A 16821-nucleotide genomic window follows, 5' to 3' on the forward strand; every position below is an offset into this window, starting at 1 on the left:
ACAGTTCTCCCTGGCAGACCGCAGGGATTCGGCCGAAAGCCGGCCGTAACTTGGGACTAACGGGTCGGTAGGATCTGGCAGGTGGCGGCGTACATTCGCAAAGTTCGGACTGCATCCGGGGCGACGGCGGTGCAGATCGCGGTCAAGCAGGGCCGCCGCGACAAAGTCGTCGAGCACCTCGGCTCCGCACACACGGACGGCGAGTTGACGGCCCTGCTGCAGACGGCTCGGGAGAAGTTGCAGGCCGGCCAGCAGGAACTCGACCTCGGCCTCGGCGGTGGTGAGCGCGGGTCGGTGGTCGCGGCGAAACGATCCCGCTGGCTGATCGAGGTGATCGAGACCGGATGGCGCAGGTTGGGGTTCGATGCGATTGACGACGACGCGTTCTTCCAGTTGGTCCTCGGTCGACTCGTGGAGCCGACCTCGATGAGCGACACCGCCCGAGTCGTCGGCGAGATCGGCCTGACCCCAGCCCGCCGCAACACCTACGCCAACGCACTCAAGCGTTGCGCTACGAGCGATTACCGGGATCGTGTCGCCACGAAATGCTTCGAGCATGCCGCGACGACCGGAGGCCTGTCACTGATTCTCTATGACGTGACGACCCTGTATTTTGAGGCGGAGAAGGAAGACGACCTCCGCAAGGTCGGCTACTCGAAGGAACGTCGCGTCGATCCACAGATCGTGGTCGGACTGCTCGTCGACCGGACCGGATTCCCCCTCGAGATCGGCTGTTTCGAGGGCAACAAGGCCGAAACCCACACGATCGTGCCCATGATCCGGCAGTTCCAGACCCGGCACGACATCGCCGGTGTCGAGATGGTCGTCGCCGCGGACGCCGGCATGCTGTCGGCCGGCAACCTCAAGGACCTCGACGACGCCGGCCTGAAGTTCATCGTCGGCTCCCGTGTTACCAAGGCGCCCGCTGATCTGGCGAACCATTTCCATTGGAACGGTGACGTTTTCACCGACGGTCAGATCATCGACACTCCTCACCCCGAGGCATGCGAAGAGCACCGTCAACAATGTCCGTCACCGCACCGAACCCGTCTGGGACGCAGCCGGACATCCGAAGTCGTGGCGGGCGGTGTGGCAGTACTCGAAGCGCCGCGCCGTCCGCGACAACCAAACCCTGAACGCCCAAGAAGCCCGGGCCCGCGAGGTCGTCGACGGGGCGAAGGCACCGAAATCGACGAGGTTCGTCCGTGACCACCGCGGGCGGCCGCACCCTCGACAGCGCATCTCAGGATCGGGCCCGGTCGCTGGTCGGGTTGAAGGGCTACATCCGCCAACCTCTCCGCCACCCTGATGACACCGGGCGAGGCCATCGTCAAGTATCACGACCTCTGGCACGTCGAGCGGTCGTTCCGCATGTCGAAAACTGATCTACGGGCGCGGCCGATGTTCCACCACACGCGAGACGCGATCGAAGCCCACCTCACCGTGGTGTTCACCGCCCTCGCCGTAGCCCGCTACCTGCAAGCCGAGACCGGGATCTCGATCGGACGCATCGTGACAACTCTCCGGCCCCTGCAAGAAATCAGCCTGACCATCGCCGGCCAACCCCACACCGCCGCCGACCCACTCACCGCCGACGCAGCCCGCATCCTCACCGCACTGGACATCCCGCACTCGTAGTCAGCGTTGGCACATTAAGTCTGTGCAAGTCAGGTCGCAGGTATGACATTCCCACGTCGGCGTGGCTTGGCTGGCAGCACGCCAACCAAGCCACACTCCGATTGCAAATACCGACATCACGAACGGCCGTTGCTGCATTAGGCAGGTGTTGTCGAGGTAGGTGCATTCCTACTATGACCACAAACAACATCCCTCGGCAGGTCCGGTGCCCTCAGCCCTTCTGGCCAACGCGACCGAGGCGCATCTAGAAGCGCTTCCGTGTAGCGTCAGCGAGCATTTTGTCGCGCAATGGGCCTCATCTCGCGCGGGAATCGTCCAGCTCTGCCGGGCGCGGTGAAGACGACAGGTCGTATGGCGACTCTGACTCTACGGCGGGAACGATGTGAAGGGTGATTCGCGATGACATATCTGGCCCATGGTGTACGCTCTGGCGGGCCACGACGATGTCGGTCTCGACGCCGAGTTCCGGCACCACCCGCGAGTTGAGGTTCCGAGCGTACTTCGGGAAGCTGCTGCTCGTGATGTGCACGCGGACTCTATGGCCGGGCATGAAGCTGTGAACGACCGGGTCAAGTTCGACGTTGAGTTCGACCGGTTCTCCTGGTGTAAGCCATGAATCGTTGGTTCCGTGGCGGTAGCGGGTACGAATCACGCCTTCGGCCAGCTTCGCCGCAAACCCATCCGGCTCCACGTCGATGAGCCGAACAATGAAGTCGGTGTCCTCAGCACTACTAGAAGCCCAGATCGTTGCCGACGCAGAGCCGACAACCCGGACTACATCGTCCAATACGGGAGAATCGTAGATGAGGACATCTTCTCGTGTTTCCAGCCGACGCTGATCGTGGGGCCCGTCAGCTGTCAAGGTAGAGTCGAACCGGGCTAACTGTCCGATATCGATCACCACGCCGCCGACGGTAGGCGCGGGATTGGCAGGGTCGTAAATATATGTGTGACTCGAAGATTCAGCTGCCAGTTCGAAATCGAGTGCCCCCACTCGGCTGTCCGAAGACATCGCGCTCGAGCTGGCACCGTTGAGGAAGAGATCGAGATCAGATCCAGATGGTGGCCACGTGTACGACGCTGCCCACCGATTCTCGCCTGGCAAGAAGTAATACAACTTGGATCGCCGCGATCCCTCTGGTGAGGGTTCATCCTTCATCCACTGATCGAACCAGGCGATCATCGCAGACCACCATGCCTTGCGTCCGCCGGCTGGCGCTTCCAAGTAGTTTCGAACGCCAGTCGGGGCACCCACGGTGCCAAAGTGGCCCCAGGGTCCGATAATAAGTTCGTGCCCAATATCCGGATTGGCGCTCCAAACGTTTGCCATCGATCCCACGAATGGTGCATAGAGTCCCGCGACGGCTTTGATCGGCACGCGCGCCCGTTCAGGTTCCTTTCCTAGCGCAGTCGAATCCTTTTTCCAGAGAGGGTCTGTTGGCTCGGCCAGGAAGATGCGGTGTAATCCGGAAGTAACGCGGTCATCCTTAAGCCCCTCGAAGTTCAACACGGGGAGGTGCAGAAGGTCTTCCCTGGTTGCGCTGAGTGCACTCGCCACGTTCCGCTCTAGTTCGGCGCGGCCATCCGCGTCCAGATCGAGGCGCTTCAGGTTGTTGAGCGCGACCATGTGTGGGATGAACTGAGCTCCGAAGTATACCTCGGACGGAACACCCCCCCGCTTCGTCCACGTCTCCATATCGGTGTGGCCGTCGACGACGAAAGCTGCAGCCAACGAAGGTGGCTGCGCCGCGACTGCCTGAAGCGCGGTCATCGTCAGGGCGGAATTGCCGACGATCCCAACCTTCCCGTTCGACCACGGCTGTTCCGCTGCCCACTCGACGGAATCGTACCCGTCTTCTTGTTCCTGGAAGAAGAATTCAAGGTAGCCGTCTGACTCGCCGCAACCGCGGCAGTCCTGCGAAACGTAAACGTATCCGGCCCTGACGATATTCATCGGGCCCGCATACGCGTGCTCCATGTATCCCTGTTTACCGTAGATTGACCGTTGCAGAATGACAGGCCGACGAACGTCATCATCCAGTCGAAAAATGTCCGCTTTCGTGTGCGTTCCATCCCTGAGTGGAATGGTTACATCCTGCTCAACGATTATTTTCTGACTCATGCCTCTTAAGTCTCCTACGTTATTTATCAAACCACGTGTGGTCTATTAATGGTGATACTCGAGATTGGCCAGAACGGGTATTCTGCTTTTGCGTGGGCGAAGTACTGCGAACCAGGCCATTTTGAGCGAAGAACGTGCATTACTCGCTCATGTGAGTGGATCCGACCGCCCCGTCGAAGACAGACAGGCCGAGTAGCAAATGCCTGCTGCGTCCATTCGTATCAAGGCTTCTTGTGACCCCGGAGGCACGAGCTCGAGTTCGCACACGGTCACCGGATCACTCCAGGGTGGGGCGTTGAGTTACCGATCAGCTCCAGTACTGCACCTGCGATCTTCACCTCTCGTCCTTTCTGCGGCGGACGGGCTGCGCCCGCGCGGGGTCTGTGGTCAGCTCGACGAGGTAGATGTCGAGGCACTGATCTGGGGCTTGAGCTCGAAGCGTCGGATCTTTCCTGACGGTGTCCTTGGTATCTGACTAACTTCGATGATTTGCTCGGGCACCTTGAAGTAGGCGAGGTTCTCCCGACAGACAGCCAGAATGTGCTCGTGGTCGAGCTCGTGGCCGCTCGTAGGTACAACGAATACCACTGGCACCTCGCCCAAGTCGTGATGTGGTGCACCCACCACAGCGGCGTCGTCGACACCGCTGCAGGTGAGTATCACTTCCTCCACTTCGGCAGGAGCGATATTTTCACCGGCTCGAATAATCAGTTCCTTCACTCTGCCGGTGATCGAGATGAAGCCGTTCCGGTCGCGTCGTCCGAGATCGCCGGTGCGGTACCAGCCGTTGTCCATCGCTGCAGCCGTGGCATCAGGCAGCGCATGGTAGCCGAGCATCACGTTAGGCCCCTGAACCCACAGTTCTCCCTCGTCGCCGTATGGAACGTCGACGCCGTTGGGGCCGACGAACCGCACCGAGATTCCGGGCACCGGCACGCCGCAGGAGCCGGGAACACGGCCGCCAGTCGGGGCGTTCATCGTCACCATTGTGGAGGTCTCGGTGATCCCGTAGCCGTCAAGGAGCGGTACGGCTGCGTACTGCTCGAACTCCTGGTTCAGCGCGCCGGACATGATGGCTCCCGCCGAGATGCAAAGCCGAAGCTTCGGTGCATTCAGGCATTCCCGCGACTCGCGGGTATTGATGAGGTACTGAAACATCGTCGGGACACCGGGAAGCAAGGTCACGCCCTCGGATGCCAACCGCACCCTAACGTCTCGGGGTGAGTACTTCGGTAGCAATGTCGCAGTAGCGCCAACTGCGGCCACGCCGATGATGGAGAGCACCAGCGCGTAGGAGTGGAAGAGCGGAAGATACGACAGCAGATGATCATCGGCGCTGAGGCCGACAATCGGCACCCAGCATGCGGCAACCACCCAGAGGCAACCCCTCTGGGACAACTGAACTCCCTTCGGACGTCCGGTTGTGCCGCTTGTGTACAGCATCCATGTCCACTCGTCCATGCCGGTCTCGTCTGGAGTGGAGGCCTTGGAGTCACGGTGGACCAAATCGTCGTAATAGACGAGCGTAATGTCAGTCGGCGGGTCGGTCGGGGGAGTGCAAGATCCGGTCACGATCACCGTTGTCAGGCCTGGAACGTCTTGAGCAGTTCTGAGGGCAATCGCAAGATGAGCCTCATCGGTGATCAATATCCGTGCGCCGGAATTCTGGGCGATGTAGGTAAGTTCCGGCTGAGTCGCGGTGGGGTTCGCGCACACCGCGACGACTCCCGCCCGCGGCGCCACCAGATATCCCTCGACGACCTCGATGGAGTTGTCCAAATACATCAGGAACCGCTCTTTGGGGCCCAGGCCGAGGTCCAACAGGTGACCAGCGAGCCGAGCCGTACGAGCATCCAGGTCGGCGTAGGTTACCTGCTGACGGATGTCGTGGAAGGCGATCTTGTCGGGGTATTCCCTGGCTTGGCGGGTGAGAAGTTCCGGGACGGTGGTGATGAGGTCGGTATGAATCACGAATACTCCTAATTAACAATCATTAGTTACCAGACTATAGCCTACGTCACAGGATGCGGCTAGAGGGACGTCAGGGCTCAGCATCAAGGCGCGGAGGGCGGCGTACGCATCTGCCGGTTCGGACATCCGTCACATCTGCAAGTCTGACGTGAAGTGGAGCGTTGAAGCGCTCAGGAGCCCTGAGTGTTTGCTACGAAACCGCTTGCCTGCCATCCGATTGGCGGGCAGGATGTGATCGTCCATCGTAGACGGGGCACGCACGTGCTTCCGGCCCGCCGCCAGCCCCCCAGGGTTGTTCAATGTCGGTTTCGGCAACTCCGGTTCGATCGGATCTCCAGATCTTGCCGCTGGATGCCCGTGTGGTCCTCTATGTGACCACGTTGGCATTCAAGCCTTTCAAAGAAGTTCTTGAGGAGGATGTAATGGTCGCAAATGACATCGAGGGTGTGCGACGCACGCTTGCTGCCTATTGTCAGTTGATGGACGACGGCGATTACGGGGAGGCCGCCAACCTCTTCCATTCAGACGCTCGGTGGACAGTCGCAGGGGTTGTGTACAACGGGATCACTGAGATTAGAAATCTGGTCGCATCGTGGCCTGTACCTGACGGAATCAAACACCTGACTTTCAATTCGATCATCGATGTCGACGGCGGACTCGCGACTGCCGTTTCCGATTATTTGGTGATGAAGGCGACCGATATTGGGGGAGTAGCAATCCGGGCTGGCCGCTATCACGACTCCCTAAGTCGGAGCGCGTCTGGGGAGTGGAAATTTTCTGAACGAGAGAACCGGGGCTCGAGTTTCGTACGCTCGTAACCAAGACCGTTCGTGTTCCCTCGCGGCGGCGAGGTGCACATCGCATTCGTGAGAGTGCTGCCCGTTGCTGCAGCTCATCGCTCCGCGAGTTGCACGGTTCGCTGGCCGGGCTCAGCAGTCGAACGTCATCGATGCGGTGTGCGCCTGGGTATCGCGAGGCTGTCGCGAGTCAGGGTGGTGGGGTCGTGCCGATCAGAATCGGCGCTCGGCAAGAGTCGGGGACGGTCCCCACCGACGGGTTCGAGGACGCCATCACCCGGTTGGTCATCGCCGTCTCGACCGCCGGGTTGCGCGGTGCCGCCGGTCGCGGACGGCGTCGACAGTTCATTCCGGACGCTCTCCGAGGGATTTTGTTGCTCGCTGCCCCTGTGGTCACCCGGGAAGGGATCGGCAGAGCGTGCATCTACGCTGCAGCCGTTGAGTCTTTCGCAACACCCGCTCGATTAATCCATGTTTCGCCCCGCCCACTTCAAAAGGCTCGATCCTGATCAGCTGAGCTCGACTGAATGCGGTGGGATCGATACCAGAAGGGCGGCGTCTACTCGACGCCGAGCATCACCTCGGTGGACTTCACAAGCACGGTTGCCGCCACCCCCGCCTTGAGGTCGAGTTCCTCGACCGCTTCCTTCGTGATGGATGCAGTGACGATCTGTTCGCCTCCATCGAGTTTCACTTTCACCGTGGCCATCACACTGCCGATGGTGACGTCGGTAATCGTTCCGGTGAGCTGGTTTCGGGTGGACAGGCGCACATGAACCTCCATCTTGAGGGGTGTATAGCTCCGACGCTAGCCGGAGCAATGGCCCAGCGGTGTGTTTTCCGCGAGCCGGGGGGCATCGCCTTAGCGGCGGAGACGAGATTCCGCGTGTGCGGATAGATGCTATTTTATTCACCGCAGATGCGACGCAGTACCCCGAAATTCTCCTCATTGCAGCATTTGTCCCGACCGTGCTGCACGTGCGGGCTTTGGATACGCCATCAGGTCTGTCGAACACGGAGGCTCGAGTTGTCGATTTCGAACGCGCGCATGCGCGGCGGTGGTGCTGCCCGTCTGACCGCCACGCTGGCGGCAGTGCTGCTGGTGGCCGGATGCGCCGGCGCGTCCTCGCAGACGGCGGCGGACCCCGCCGCACCGCCGCGGGTGGTCATCGACAGCACCGGCGCCAGTGTCACCGTTCCCGGCACCGTCGAGCGGGTGGCGGACGCGTGGCAGGCCCACAACGAGGTCGTCGCGATGCTCGGCGCCGGCGAGAAGGTGGTGGCGACCGTGTCGACGAAGGAGTTGGTGCCGTGGCTGTACGAGGTCAACCCTCACATGAACGACGCAAAGACGGTGTTCACCAACACCACCGCCGATGTGGAAGCGCTCCTCGCCCAACGCCCGGACGTCGTCTTCATGCCGGCCGGATCGAAGGTGTCCGATGCGCTGGGCGACCTGAACATTCCGACGGTCCAGCTCACCTTCACCGACTACGACGGCCTGAAGCAGGTGGTGAGCACCACCGGTGACGTGCTCGGCGGATCGGCCCCGAGCCGGGCCGCCGACTTCAACGCCTACCTCGACAAGAACCTCGCCAAGGTCCGGGGCGCAACCAGCTCCATCGGGCAGGCCGAGCGGCCGAAGGTCCTGCACATCACCTCCCTGAACCCGCTGATCGTGGACGGCACCGACACGATCATCGACGCCTGGATCCAGGCCGCAGGCGGCCGAAACGCCGCCGTCGTGCCCGGCAACAACGTCGGCGTGAACATCGAGCAGATCCTCGCGTGGAATCCGGATGTGATCATCCTCGGGTCGACCACCCTGACCGACCCGTCCGATCCCGACCGCGCTGCCCGGGAGTTGACGGCCGATCCGGCATGGGCCCGGGTCTCGGCGGTCCAATCTGCCCGGGTGCACATGAACCCGGTCGGCGCGTTCTTCTGGGACCGGTACTCGGCCGAGGGGGCACTGCAATTGCTGTGGGCCGGCAAGCTCCTGCACCCGGAACTGTTCACCGACGTCGACATGGTCGCCGAAACGACGGCGTTCTACCGCACCTTCCTCGGCTACGACCTCACCGACGACCAGGCCCGGGCGATCCTGACCGCCCACCGGCCATGACCGCGGTCTCCGAAAACCGAAGCAACACCGCCGCTCCCACCAACAACGCGTCGCGGGCGCGGCGACGGCACCCGGCGGTCCTGGTGACGATGATCGTGCTGCTCGCCGCCGGCGCCCTACTGTCGGCCACCCTCGGGCACTATCCCCTTTCGGCGGGCGAGATCGTGTCGGTGCTCCGGGATCCGAACGATCCGGCCACCGCCGATGTGGCGCAGATCTTCTACCAGGTGCGGTTGGTGCGGATCTGGGCCGCGATCATGGTCGGCGCCGCGCTCGCCCTCGCCGGTGCCGCGTTTCAGGCCGTGTTCCGCAATCCGATGGTCTCCCCCGACGTCCTGGGGGCATCCGGGGGTGCCGGGCTCGGCGCCGCACTCGGTCTGCTGTTCGCGCTGGGCACGACCACCACCCAAACCCTGTCGTTCGTGTTCGGGTTGGCCGCGGTCGCGGTGGTCTTCGTCGTCGACCGCGCTGTCGATCCGCGCGGCGGGTCGATCCTGACGCTGATCCTGACCGGCATGGTCGTCGCCGCCCTGTGCTCGGCGCTGATCTCGCTGGTCAAGTATGTCGGTGACCCGGAGAACAAACTGCCGCAGATCACGTTCTGGCTCCTCGGCGGGCTGTCGGCGGTCCGGTCCGTGGACCTGATCGTGCTCGGCGGCGCCCTGCTGGTCGCCGGGATCCCGCTCACGGTGCTGCGGTGGCGGCTGAACGCGTTGTCGTTCGGCGACGATCAGGCGCAGGCCCTCGGCATCAACGTGGCCGTGGTGCGGGGGACAACGATTGCCGCCGCCACGTTGCTGACCGCGGCGGCGGTGTCGGTGGCCGGCGTCGTCGGCTGGGTGGGACTGATCATCCCACACCTCGCGCGGATCCTCGTCGGACCCGACAACCGGTACGCGATGCCGGCGGCGACCCTGTTGGGTGCGCTGTTCCTGCTCGCCGTCGACGACGTCGCCCGGTCCGCGTCGAGCATCGAGATCCCGCTCGGCGTGCTCACCGCGCTGCTCGGTGCGCCGGTGTTCCTGTACCTCCTCGCGGCCGGGAGGCGACGCGGATGGCTCTGACCGTCGACCATCTCACCTGCGGCTACCGCAACCGGCCGGTCCTGCGCGACATCAATTTCACCGTCGAACCCGGCGAGGTGTTGTGCCTGCTCGGCCGCAACGGGGTCGGCAAGACCACCCTGTTCCGGACCATCATGGGATTCCTCCCCCCGCTGGGCGGCACGATCCGCATCGACGGCACCGCGGCCCGCGATCTGGGCCGCCGTGATCTCGCCCGGCGGATCGGGTACGTCCCGCAGAGCGGCGGCGACGTCTTCAACTTCGCGGTCTCCGACGTCGTGCTGCTCGGCAGGACCGCGTGGCTGGGCCTGCGCGGATCACCCACCCACCGCGACCGGGACATCGCGGCCGACGCACTTCACCGCCTCGGCCTCACCGATCTCGCCGACGCCAACTTCCTCGAACTCAGTGGCGGGCAACGGCAGATGGTGCTCATCGCCCGGGCGTTGGCCCAGCAACCGGAGCTGCTGATGATGGACGAACCCACCGCCAACCTCGACCTCGGCAACGAGGCCCGGGTACTGAACTGTGTGGCCGAGCTGGCCGCGGACGGGATGGCCATAGTGATGACCTCCCACAACCCGCAGCACGCGTTCACCTGCGCCACCACCGCCGCCCTCTTCCAGCCCGGCGGCGACCACCACATCGGACCCGTCGACGAGGTACTCACCGCACTGGCGATGCGCGACGCCTACGACGTCGAGCTCCTCGTCACCGCCATCCCCACCCCTGAGCACGGACTGGTCACCACCTGCACACCACTGGGGCATCGGAAGCCCGGGCCGCGGTGACCACCCTCGAGCAGGCCCGGACCACGCTCCGGGAGTCGTTGCCACCGATCCCGACCCACCGGAAGGTCCTCGCCGACAACCTCGGCGCCACCCTCGCCGAACCGCTGCGCACCACCGCGGCGCTGACGGCCGCGGACACCTCCGCGGCCGGCAGGTACGCCGTCCACGGCGACGGCCCCTGGGTGCTGCGCCCGGAGATCCAGGTCGCCGGCCGCACCCTCGTAGCACCTTTTGGAGGAGGAGTAGGGCACCCCGGCGGGCAACGGGTCGGGAACGCTGGTCACCGAGGGCTCCGCGGCCGCCGGCGTCGAGACCCCGGCCGCTCAAGCGGCGCGCCGGTGACGAGAATCTGCACGCGCGAGCCGTTGGCACCCGGGCAGAACCGCGGCAGCATCGGCCCCCGTCCCCCACTATCTGGGAGCCCTCGACGTCACTTGCATCCAGTGCGACTTCAGCGGATCGATCGACACCGGCCTCGTCACCGTCGTCGTCGCCACCCGACAGCCCGGCAGACGGCCTGCATTCGCGCTAAACACGGTGCACGCCGGCACCCTCGTAGACGGCCTGAGTTGCCACCCTGGCGGATCCCAGCTGATGCCCCGCTTCGGCCCGGTCATTCACAGCCTGCTCGTGTACCGCGCTGGCCGCGTTCTGCCCCACTACTGTCGACACCCCCAACCGGCCGCAACCCGCTCATACCCACCGGCGGCTATGTCACCGATACCACTGCACTCGCCACCACCACGAACAGACGTCGCCCTGGCGGGTCGCGATCAGCGACATCGTCATATCACGCGCCACACACCGTTCGGCATTCCCACCACTACCGCCCGATCCTCGGACGAGGACCGGGCCCGACTAACCGATCATTCTCAGGAGGACCCCGATGAAGACGCTGTTTGGCACGGCACTGATCGCACTGACCGCCACCGCACTGGTCGCCGGCTGTTCGAGTTCGGACACCGATTCGTTGGCACCGGCCACGACCAGCGGGGCTGCCACCGAATCGCAGATCACCGGCTCCATCACCGTTTTTGCGGCCGCCTCGCTCAAGAACACTTTCACCCAACTCGGCGAACAGTTCGAAAAGGATCACCCGGGGACGAACGTCGAATTCAACTTCGCCGGCTCCTCGGACCTGGTCGCGCAGCTCGACCAAGGCGCCAGCGGTGACGTGTTCGCCTCCGCCGACACCGCCAACATGACCAAGGCCGTCGACGCCGGCCTGATCGAGGGTGAGCCGGTCAACTTCGCCACCAACACCCTCACCATCGTCACCCCGCCCGGGAACCCGAAGAACATCACCTCCTTCGCCGACCTGGTCGCACCGGGCAACCAGGTCGTGGTCTGCGCACCCCAGGTGCCCTGCGGATCCGCAACCCAGAAGGTCGAAGACTCCACCGGCGTCACCCTGACCCCGGTCAGCGAGGAATCCTCGGTCACCGACGTGCTCGGGAAGGTGACTTCCGGGCAGGCCGACGCCGGACTGGTCTACGTCACCGACGCCGCCGGCGCCAAGGACGCGGTCACTACCGTGCCCTTCCCCGAATCCTCCGGTGCGGTGAACACCTACCCGATCGCGGTACTGAAGAACTCGCAGAACAGGCCCACCGCACAGGAATTCATTACTCTCGTCACCGGCCCGACCGGACAGAAGGTCCTCGTCGACGCCGGATTCGCTGCACCCTGACCCACCCACGCTCGGTCCCGCACCTCGAAATTGCGGGTGCGGGTCCGTCAGGGGCGTGGACGCCAACACGTATACCCACGCTCGCCGGCCGGAGACCAACGGAACCTGAATCCGGGTGTAGTCGCCCGTCCTCGTACGCGTCCGCCGCCGCGAGATCGTCGGCGATGACGGTGAACACCGCACCCTCGATCCGCGCATCGGATCCCGCGGGGCTCACCATCGGGTGCCGTTCAATGCCGCTGCGGGCGATGACCTCGGGATCGGTGATCAGCGCTCCCCGAGCCGGTGGCCGGGCATCGACGTCGGCGGCAAGCGCACGCCCGAAGGTGGCCAGCTGGACCCCCGGCTGACGCAGCGTCCCGTAGGAGAACAACAGGACCACACCATCGGACTCGAGATCTGGTGCGGTCATCGGCCCAGGTCCAGCAGCTGCTCGAAGAACCCACCGATACCCCGGGCCCAGTCGACGAGATGGAACTCGCGAATCCAATGGAACGGCCGGCCGGCGACCCAGGCTGGTCGAACAAGGCCGCGCATATTCGCAAGTACCCACTGCTGCGAACACAGCCGGTGGACGCGGTTCTCTCCGGCGAGGATGCCGTGGGCGGGTAGTTCGTCGGCTATGAACCGATATCCGAATTCCGGATCGCCGACGTGGATATCGAGTGCGGCGTTGATCAGATGGGTATCGTTCCAATCTCGTCGGGACACGGGATCGGTGTTCCACGTTTAGAACGCTTGCCGGGAGAATCCCAGCACCCGGCAGGTCACCGCGTCGGGGGTACCGTCGGAGGCTAGGTGACGGACCAGCGGGAACATCATTTTGGGTTGACGTTCCGCGATGGGATGGCGACCGCCCGACACATCACCACTGTTTCCTGTTCGAACAGCCGGAAGCGGTTGCGGGCCTCGCGGAGCTCGTCGGTTCGTCCCGTGTGAGGCCGTGTCGGGTGCCGTCCTCAATGTCGGCGTTGCGCAGCCAGCTGCAATCCCGATCATGAGCGCTTCGGATCGCCCTCTGGAACGTTGCCCAACAACGTTCCTTTGGTGCGAGAACGCCATCGTGCTGGCGCCCTCGAGGCGCGCTTCCGGAGATCTGTACCGCGGGCGCGGCTGCGTAAGGGTGTTCTGGTGTCAGATCATGAGATGGGTCGCCGATTGCACCCATCGCATCTCCGCATCTCCGCATCTCGCGTTGCTGATGTCGTAGACTAGTTAACATTCGTTTGAAACACGTATAGCGGCCGATCAGGGTTCGGTTGCGCTGGCTGACAAGATGGGGCCCATGGCTGAGTACATCGACAAGCGTTTGACGTCCGGGCCGTCCGTCACGCGGGCGGACGTACTCGATGCCGCGTTGACTTTGTTTGCCGAACGTGGGTATCACGGTACGTCGCTCAAGCAGGTGGCTGAGCGCCTCGACATCCGAACTCCGAGCTTGTACAACCACATGGAGTCGAAAAGCGCACTGCTGCGCGAGATAGTGCTCGACACACTAGGTCATGTCGTGTCGGACTTCGAACGCGTCATAGCTGAGACCGACGATCCGGTCGAGCGCTTACGGAGGTCGACCGAAGTCTATGCCCTGCATCACGCTACCCACCCGAGAGAAGCGCTGGTGGTCAATCAGGATTCTTCGAACCTGGAGGAACCGGAGCGTGCTAAAGCCCAAATTATTCGACGAGATCATGAGCGCGCCTTCCGTCAGCTGATTGTTGATGGACAAAATGTGGGTGTCTTCACGGTGGAGTCGCCCAAATTGGCCTCGTTCGCGATCCGAGAAATGTGTGTGAGTATCGCGCGTTGGTTTCAGTCGGGTGGGGAGTTGACAGCAGAGGACGTTGCACGCCAGCACGCTGATTACGCGCTAAGCATTGTGGGTGCCGAACAGAATTCTCGAGTTCCCCGGACGAAAGCCCGCAAGCCGGCCGCTTCCACGAGTTGATCGCTGTGGAGTTGATTGTGTAGTCCCGCGGACGTCCGCGTGCTGCCGTGGCTACATAGTTGTCGACCCGACGGACCTGCTCCTTAAGCGTGATCGGATCGAGTGTATATGTATAGAGGTCCCGGACTCGGAGGCGCTCACCGTCCGGTGGTCCGGTCGATGTCATTTCTGTTGATTGAGCGGTGACGGTGGCGTCTACAGGGGCCGGAGCAGACATCCGTTTTAACCATGTGGGCGCAAGGCGACCTCAGCCTCACGAATCATCCAGAGCGTGACGGTCTGCGATAGATGCTCCGCGTGCATGGGTTTGGTTTGACTGGTGTCTCGTCTGACATCGGGAATCGCGGGCTCGCCACCGCGAGGTCTGCGCGGGGGTGTGGCTCTTATCAGCCGATTTCTGCCCGAAGTGCTGCAGTAGTTCTTAGAGTGGTCGTCCTGTAGGTTTCGGGGATTCGGCACAGTGGCTGAAGTTGGTTGAAGGTCGAGCGGATGGCTAAAGTTCAAGGTGCACAGCATGTTCGGGTCGGATATCGCTCGAACGTTGACCACTTCCACGGGCTTCGATATCTCAGCCTGAATCCGTGGATCGCTGATTTCGGTCGGATTCGTTTGTGATGCGCACAGGTGATGCTGTTCGGGGTGTAGTTGATCTGCTGACCTGGTTGTCAGCTCATCCACGTTCGATGTGTTCCTGGGGTTGGGGCCGGTGCGGCCGGTGTGTCGAGAGTCAGGCTGCTTGGGGTGGCGTGTAGTCGATGGTGTTGTCCCAGAGGGATGTCCAATGCGCTTGTCGTGGCCAGTGAGCTGGCAGGTGGAGCACGGGTTTGCGTGCGGGCCGGGCGAATCGGGTGGGAACGTTGACCAGGTGCCGGCGCAGGCTGGCGCCGCGGGCGACGGCGTGGTGTCCGCCGGCGAGGGTGCCGGCGGCGCGCAGCAGATTGTGGGTGATCGCGGCGCAGAGCACCCAGGCGCTGTTCGCGCCGAACCGTCCCGACGGGATGTGCGCGAGGGGTCCGTCGATCAGGTCCGCGAACACCGTTTCCACGATCGCGTGCTTGCGGTGGGCGATATCTGCCTCGACGGTCGACAGATCGGAACTGGTGAAGAACGGGTGGTAGCGGCACACCGGGACGCCCCCAAGCACTGCGTGCAGGGAGGGACCCCCACGCATCCGGGTAATTCGCGTCCTTGACCCGGCGCACGATCAGGCGGGCGGTGACCCGGTAGCGGCCGGAGAACGCGGTGTACGAGGTCTCGGCGACCTCGGCGTCGGAGATCAGCTCCCCGGTCTCGGGGTCGATCACCGCACCGGGTAGTGCACCGGCATCCACTGGTGCTCGTCGATGCCGTCGATGGCCCGGGTGATGCGCGGATTCCGGGTCATCACCAGGGAGAACTCGATACCCGCGGCGACCGCGGCGCCGATAACGGCCGTGTTCGGCGAACGCCGAATCACCGCGGACCATGATCGTGCCGTGCGCCCCGCAGGCGCGGGCGGTGGTGATCGCCGACCGCAGCTGGGAGGCGGCGCCGCGGCCGGATCCGCTCTTGCCGGCCCGCAGCCGCATCTCGGTGATCACCGGCGCCGCCTGCGCGGTGGACAGGGTCGTGACCAGCGGCGACAGTCCCTTGCGGAGCAGGGCGCGGCCGGCGATCTTCGCGTGCCCGTACGACGCTCCTTGTTTCTGGTGCCCGTACACCGGGCGCAGCAGCGAGTCGATGTCGAGGAACGCCCGCCCGGCGATGCCGGGTAGCAGCGGGGTGCGGGCGGCGAGGGCGATCAGGTGTCGGCGCAGCACCGACCCGAGTTGGAGGCTGTGCCCGAAGGTGAACTCGCGCAGGAATATTCCCAGTGTCGACGGCGCGTACACCTGATCGAACAGGGCGGGCATCCCACCGGCCCGGAGCAGGTTCATGTCGTCGATGACGTCCGCTCCGGTGCACATCCCGGCGATGATCGAGGTCAATTTCCCGACCGGATTCACCGCACCCGAGGCCACCCGTGTGGAGTCGAAGCGGACATGAGTGTCGATCAACTCCGACAGTCCTGCCTGTTCGGCCAGTTCCAGCACCGGAACCAGACCGGCAGACGCCACGAGATTGCGTTCGTCGAACACAGCGGATTCGGCCGTGAACGTGTGCGATGATTGCACTGAAAGTGCCCTTCCGTATGTGGACAGTTGTGACGTGAGAATCCTGATTGTCTCACTACGGGAGGCACTTTCCCTGTTCACTCGCCGACGATCCCACTACACCTCCACGGATTCAGGCTCAGGCGGCGTGTCGCAATGCCGCTTGGGGTGCACTCGTGGCGAGGACTGCGGACGGAAATCTACCAGACGATAGAATGGCGACGGATCAGTCATCGTTAGCTGCGCACTCGGCAGCGCATCTCGCTGGTCCCACGCGTGACCAATCTGAATCTGGCCTTCGCGGCAGGTGGCCACGGCCAGCGGACCCCAGCAGCCGCGGTCTGTACCCAGGGACCACAACGTAATTGGCCCTCGCTCAGGATCTCGAGCACTTCGAAGGCCCAGACGCGGCTACGGCGAAGTGAACCTAGATTCTGACAAGCGGGGGGCCTCAGCTGGTCGCATGAACCAGAGCATCTTGGCTGCGCGATTCCAGAGATGTGCTCCGGCGACGAACCGCATCGCCGCACTTCAGTAGCCGACTGT

11 protein-coding genes and 3 pseudogenes are annotated in these 16821 nt (G+C 63.6%); 8 read left to right on the top strand and 6 right to left on the bottom strand.

Features of this window, described 5'->3' with window-relative positions:
- Positions 1 to 81: 81 nt before the first annotated feature.
- The gene (locus tag P3H15_RS45570) at positions 82 to 1209 is read left to right on the top strand and encodes an IS1634 family transposase (protein WP_346348854.1); all 1128 of its coding nucleotides are present in this window, start codon (positions 82 to 84) and stop codon (positions 1207 to 1209) included.
- 99 nt (positions 1210 to 1308) lie between these two features.
- Positions 1309 to 1638, top strand: a complete 330-nt coding sequence (locus P3H15_RS55615) for a hypothetical protein (RefSeq protein ID WP_346348855.1) — start codon at positions 1309 to 1311, stop codon at positions 1636 to 1638.
- Positions 1639 to 1933: 295 nt separating this feature from the next.
- Here the strand turns inward: P3H15_RS55615 and P3H15_RS45575 are convergent, their stop codons facing one another.
- Together P3H15_RS45575 and P3H15_RS45580 are read right to left on the bottom strand one after the other, a co-directional pair.
- Positions 1934 to 3760: a CocE/NonD family hydrolase gene (locus P3H15_RS45575; RefSeq protein ID WP_276143342.1), complete on the bottom strand. Its 1827-nt coding sequence runs from the start codon at positions 3758 to 3760 to the stop codon at positions 1934 to 1936.
- 387 nt (positions 3761 to 4147) lie between these two features.
- Positions 4148 to 5731 (bottom strand): class I adenylate-forming enzyme family protein, encoded by a 1584-nt coding sequence (locus P3H15_RS45580; RefSeq protein WP_276143343.1) that lies wholly within the window; start codon positions 5729 to 5731, stop codon positions 4148 to 4150.
- A gap of 299 nt (positions 5732 to 6030) precedes the next feature.
- Between P3H15_RS45580 and P3H15_RS45585 the strand changes: the two genes are divergently transcribed.
- Positions 6031 to 6549, top strand: coding sequence for a nuclear transport factor 2 family protein (locus P3H15_RS45585; RefSeq protein WP_276143344.1), 519 nt, complete (start codon positions 6031 to 6033; stop codon positions 6547 to 6549).
- Positions 6550 to 7087: 538 nt separating this feature from the next.
- Here the strand turns inward: P3H15_RS45585 and P3H15_RS45590 are convergent.
- Positions 7088 to 7300 carry a molybdopterin-binding protein gene (locus P3H15_RS45590; protein ID WP_276143355.1) on the bottom strand — a complete coding sequence of 71 codons (213 nt, stop codon included), beginning with the start codon at positions 7298 to 7300 and terminating at the stop codon, positions 7088 to 7090.
- A 255-nt stretch (positions 7301 to 7555) separates the two neighbouring features.
- Here P3H15_RS45590 and P3H15_RS45595 point away from each other — a divergent pair, with 255 nt between their 5' ends.
- From P3H15_RS45595 to modA, 4 genes are all read left to right on the top strand, one after another.
- Positions 7556 to 8653: an ABC transporter substrate-binding protein gene (locus P3H15_RS45595; protein WP_276143345.1), complete on the top strand. Its 1098-nt coding sequence runs from the start codon at positions 7556 to 7558 to the stop codon at positions 8651 to 8653.
- Positions 8650 to 9717 carry an iron ABC transporter permease gene (locus P3H15_RS45600; RefSeq protein WP_276143346.1) on the top strand — a complete coding sequence of 356 codons (1068 nt, stop codon included), beginning with the start codon at positions 8650 to 8652 and terminating at the stop codon, positions 9715 to 9717. Before P3H15_RS45595 ends, P3H15_RS45600 begins: the two co-directional genes overlap by 4 nt.
- Complete coding sequence (locus P3H15_RS45605; RefSeq protein ID WP_276143347.1) at positions 9708 to 10508, top strand: ABC transporter ATP-binding protein; 801 nt, start codon at positions 9708 to 9710, stop codon at positions 10506 to 10508. Before P3H15_RS45600 ends, P3H15_RS45605 begins: the two co-directional genes overlap by 10 nt.
- 886 nt (positions 10509 to 11394) lie before the next feature.
- Complete coding sequence (modA, locus tag P3H15_RS45610; RefSeq protein WP_276143348.1) at positions 11395 to 12198, top strand: molybdate ABC transporter substrate-binding protein; 804 nt, start codon at positions 11395 to 11397, stop codon at positions 12196 to 12198.
- A gap of 60 nt (positions 12199 to 12258) precedes the next feature.
- On the opposite strand, the pseudogene P3H15_RS45615 reads toward modA, so the two are convergent.
- Positions 12259 to 12610 (bottom strand): annotated as a pseudogene (locus P3H15_RS45615) (gamma-glutamylcyclotransferase family protein); the annotation flags it as partial.
- A gap of 107 nt (positions 12611 to 12717) precedes the next feature.
- Positions 12718 to 13118: pseudogene (locus P3H15_RS45620) on the bottom strand (IS3 family transposase); the annotation flags it as partial.
- A gap of 365 nt (positions 13119 to 13483) precedes the next feature.
- Here P3H15_RS45620 and P3H15_RS45625 point away from each other — a divergent pair.
- Entirely contained in the window at positions 13484 to 14143 is a 660-nt protein-coding gene (locus P3H15_RS45625) for a TetR/AcrR family transcriptional regulator (protein WP_276143349.1), read from the top strand.
- Between the two features lie 727 nt (positions 14144 to 14870).
- Here the strand turns inward: P3H15_RS45625 and P3H15_RS45630 are convergent.
- Positions 14871 to 16296, bottom strand: a pseudogene (locus P3H15_RS45630) (IS1380 family transposase).
- Positions 16297 to 16821 lie beyond the last annotated feature (525 nt).

This window comes from Rhodococcus sp. T2V (assembly GCF_029269925.1).
Classification (GTDB): Bacteria; Actinomycetota; Actinomycetes; order Mycobacteriales; family Mycobacteriaceae; genus Rhodococcus_F; species Rhodococcus_F koreensis.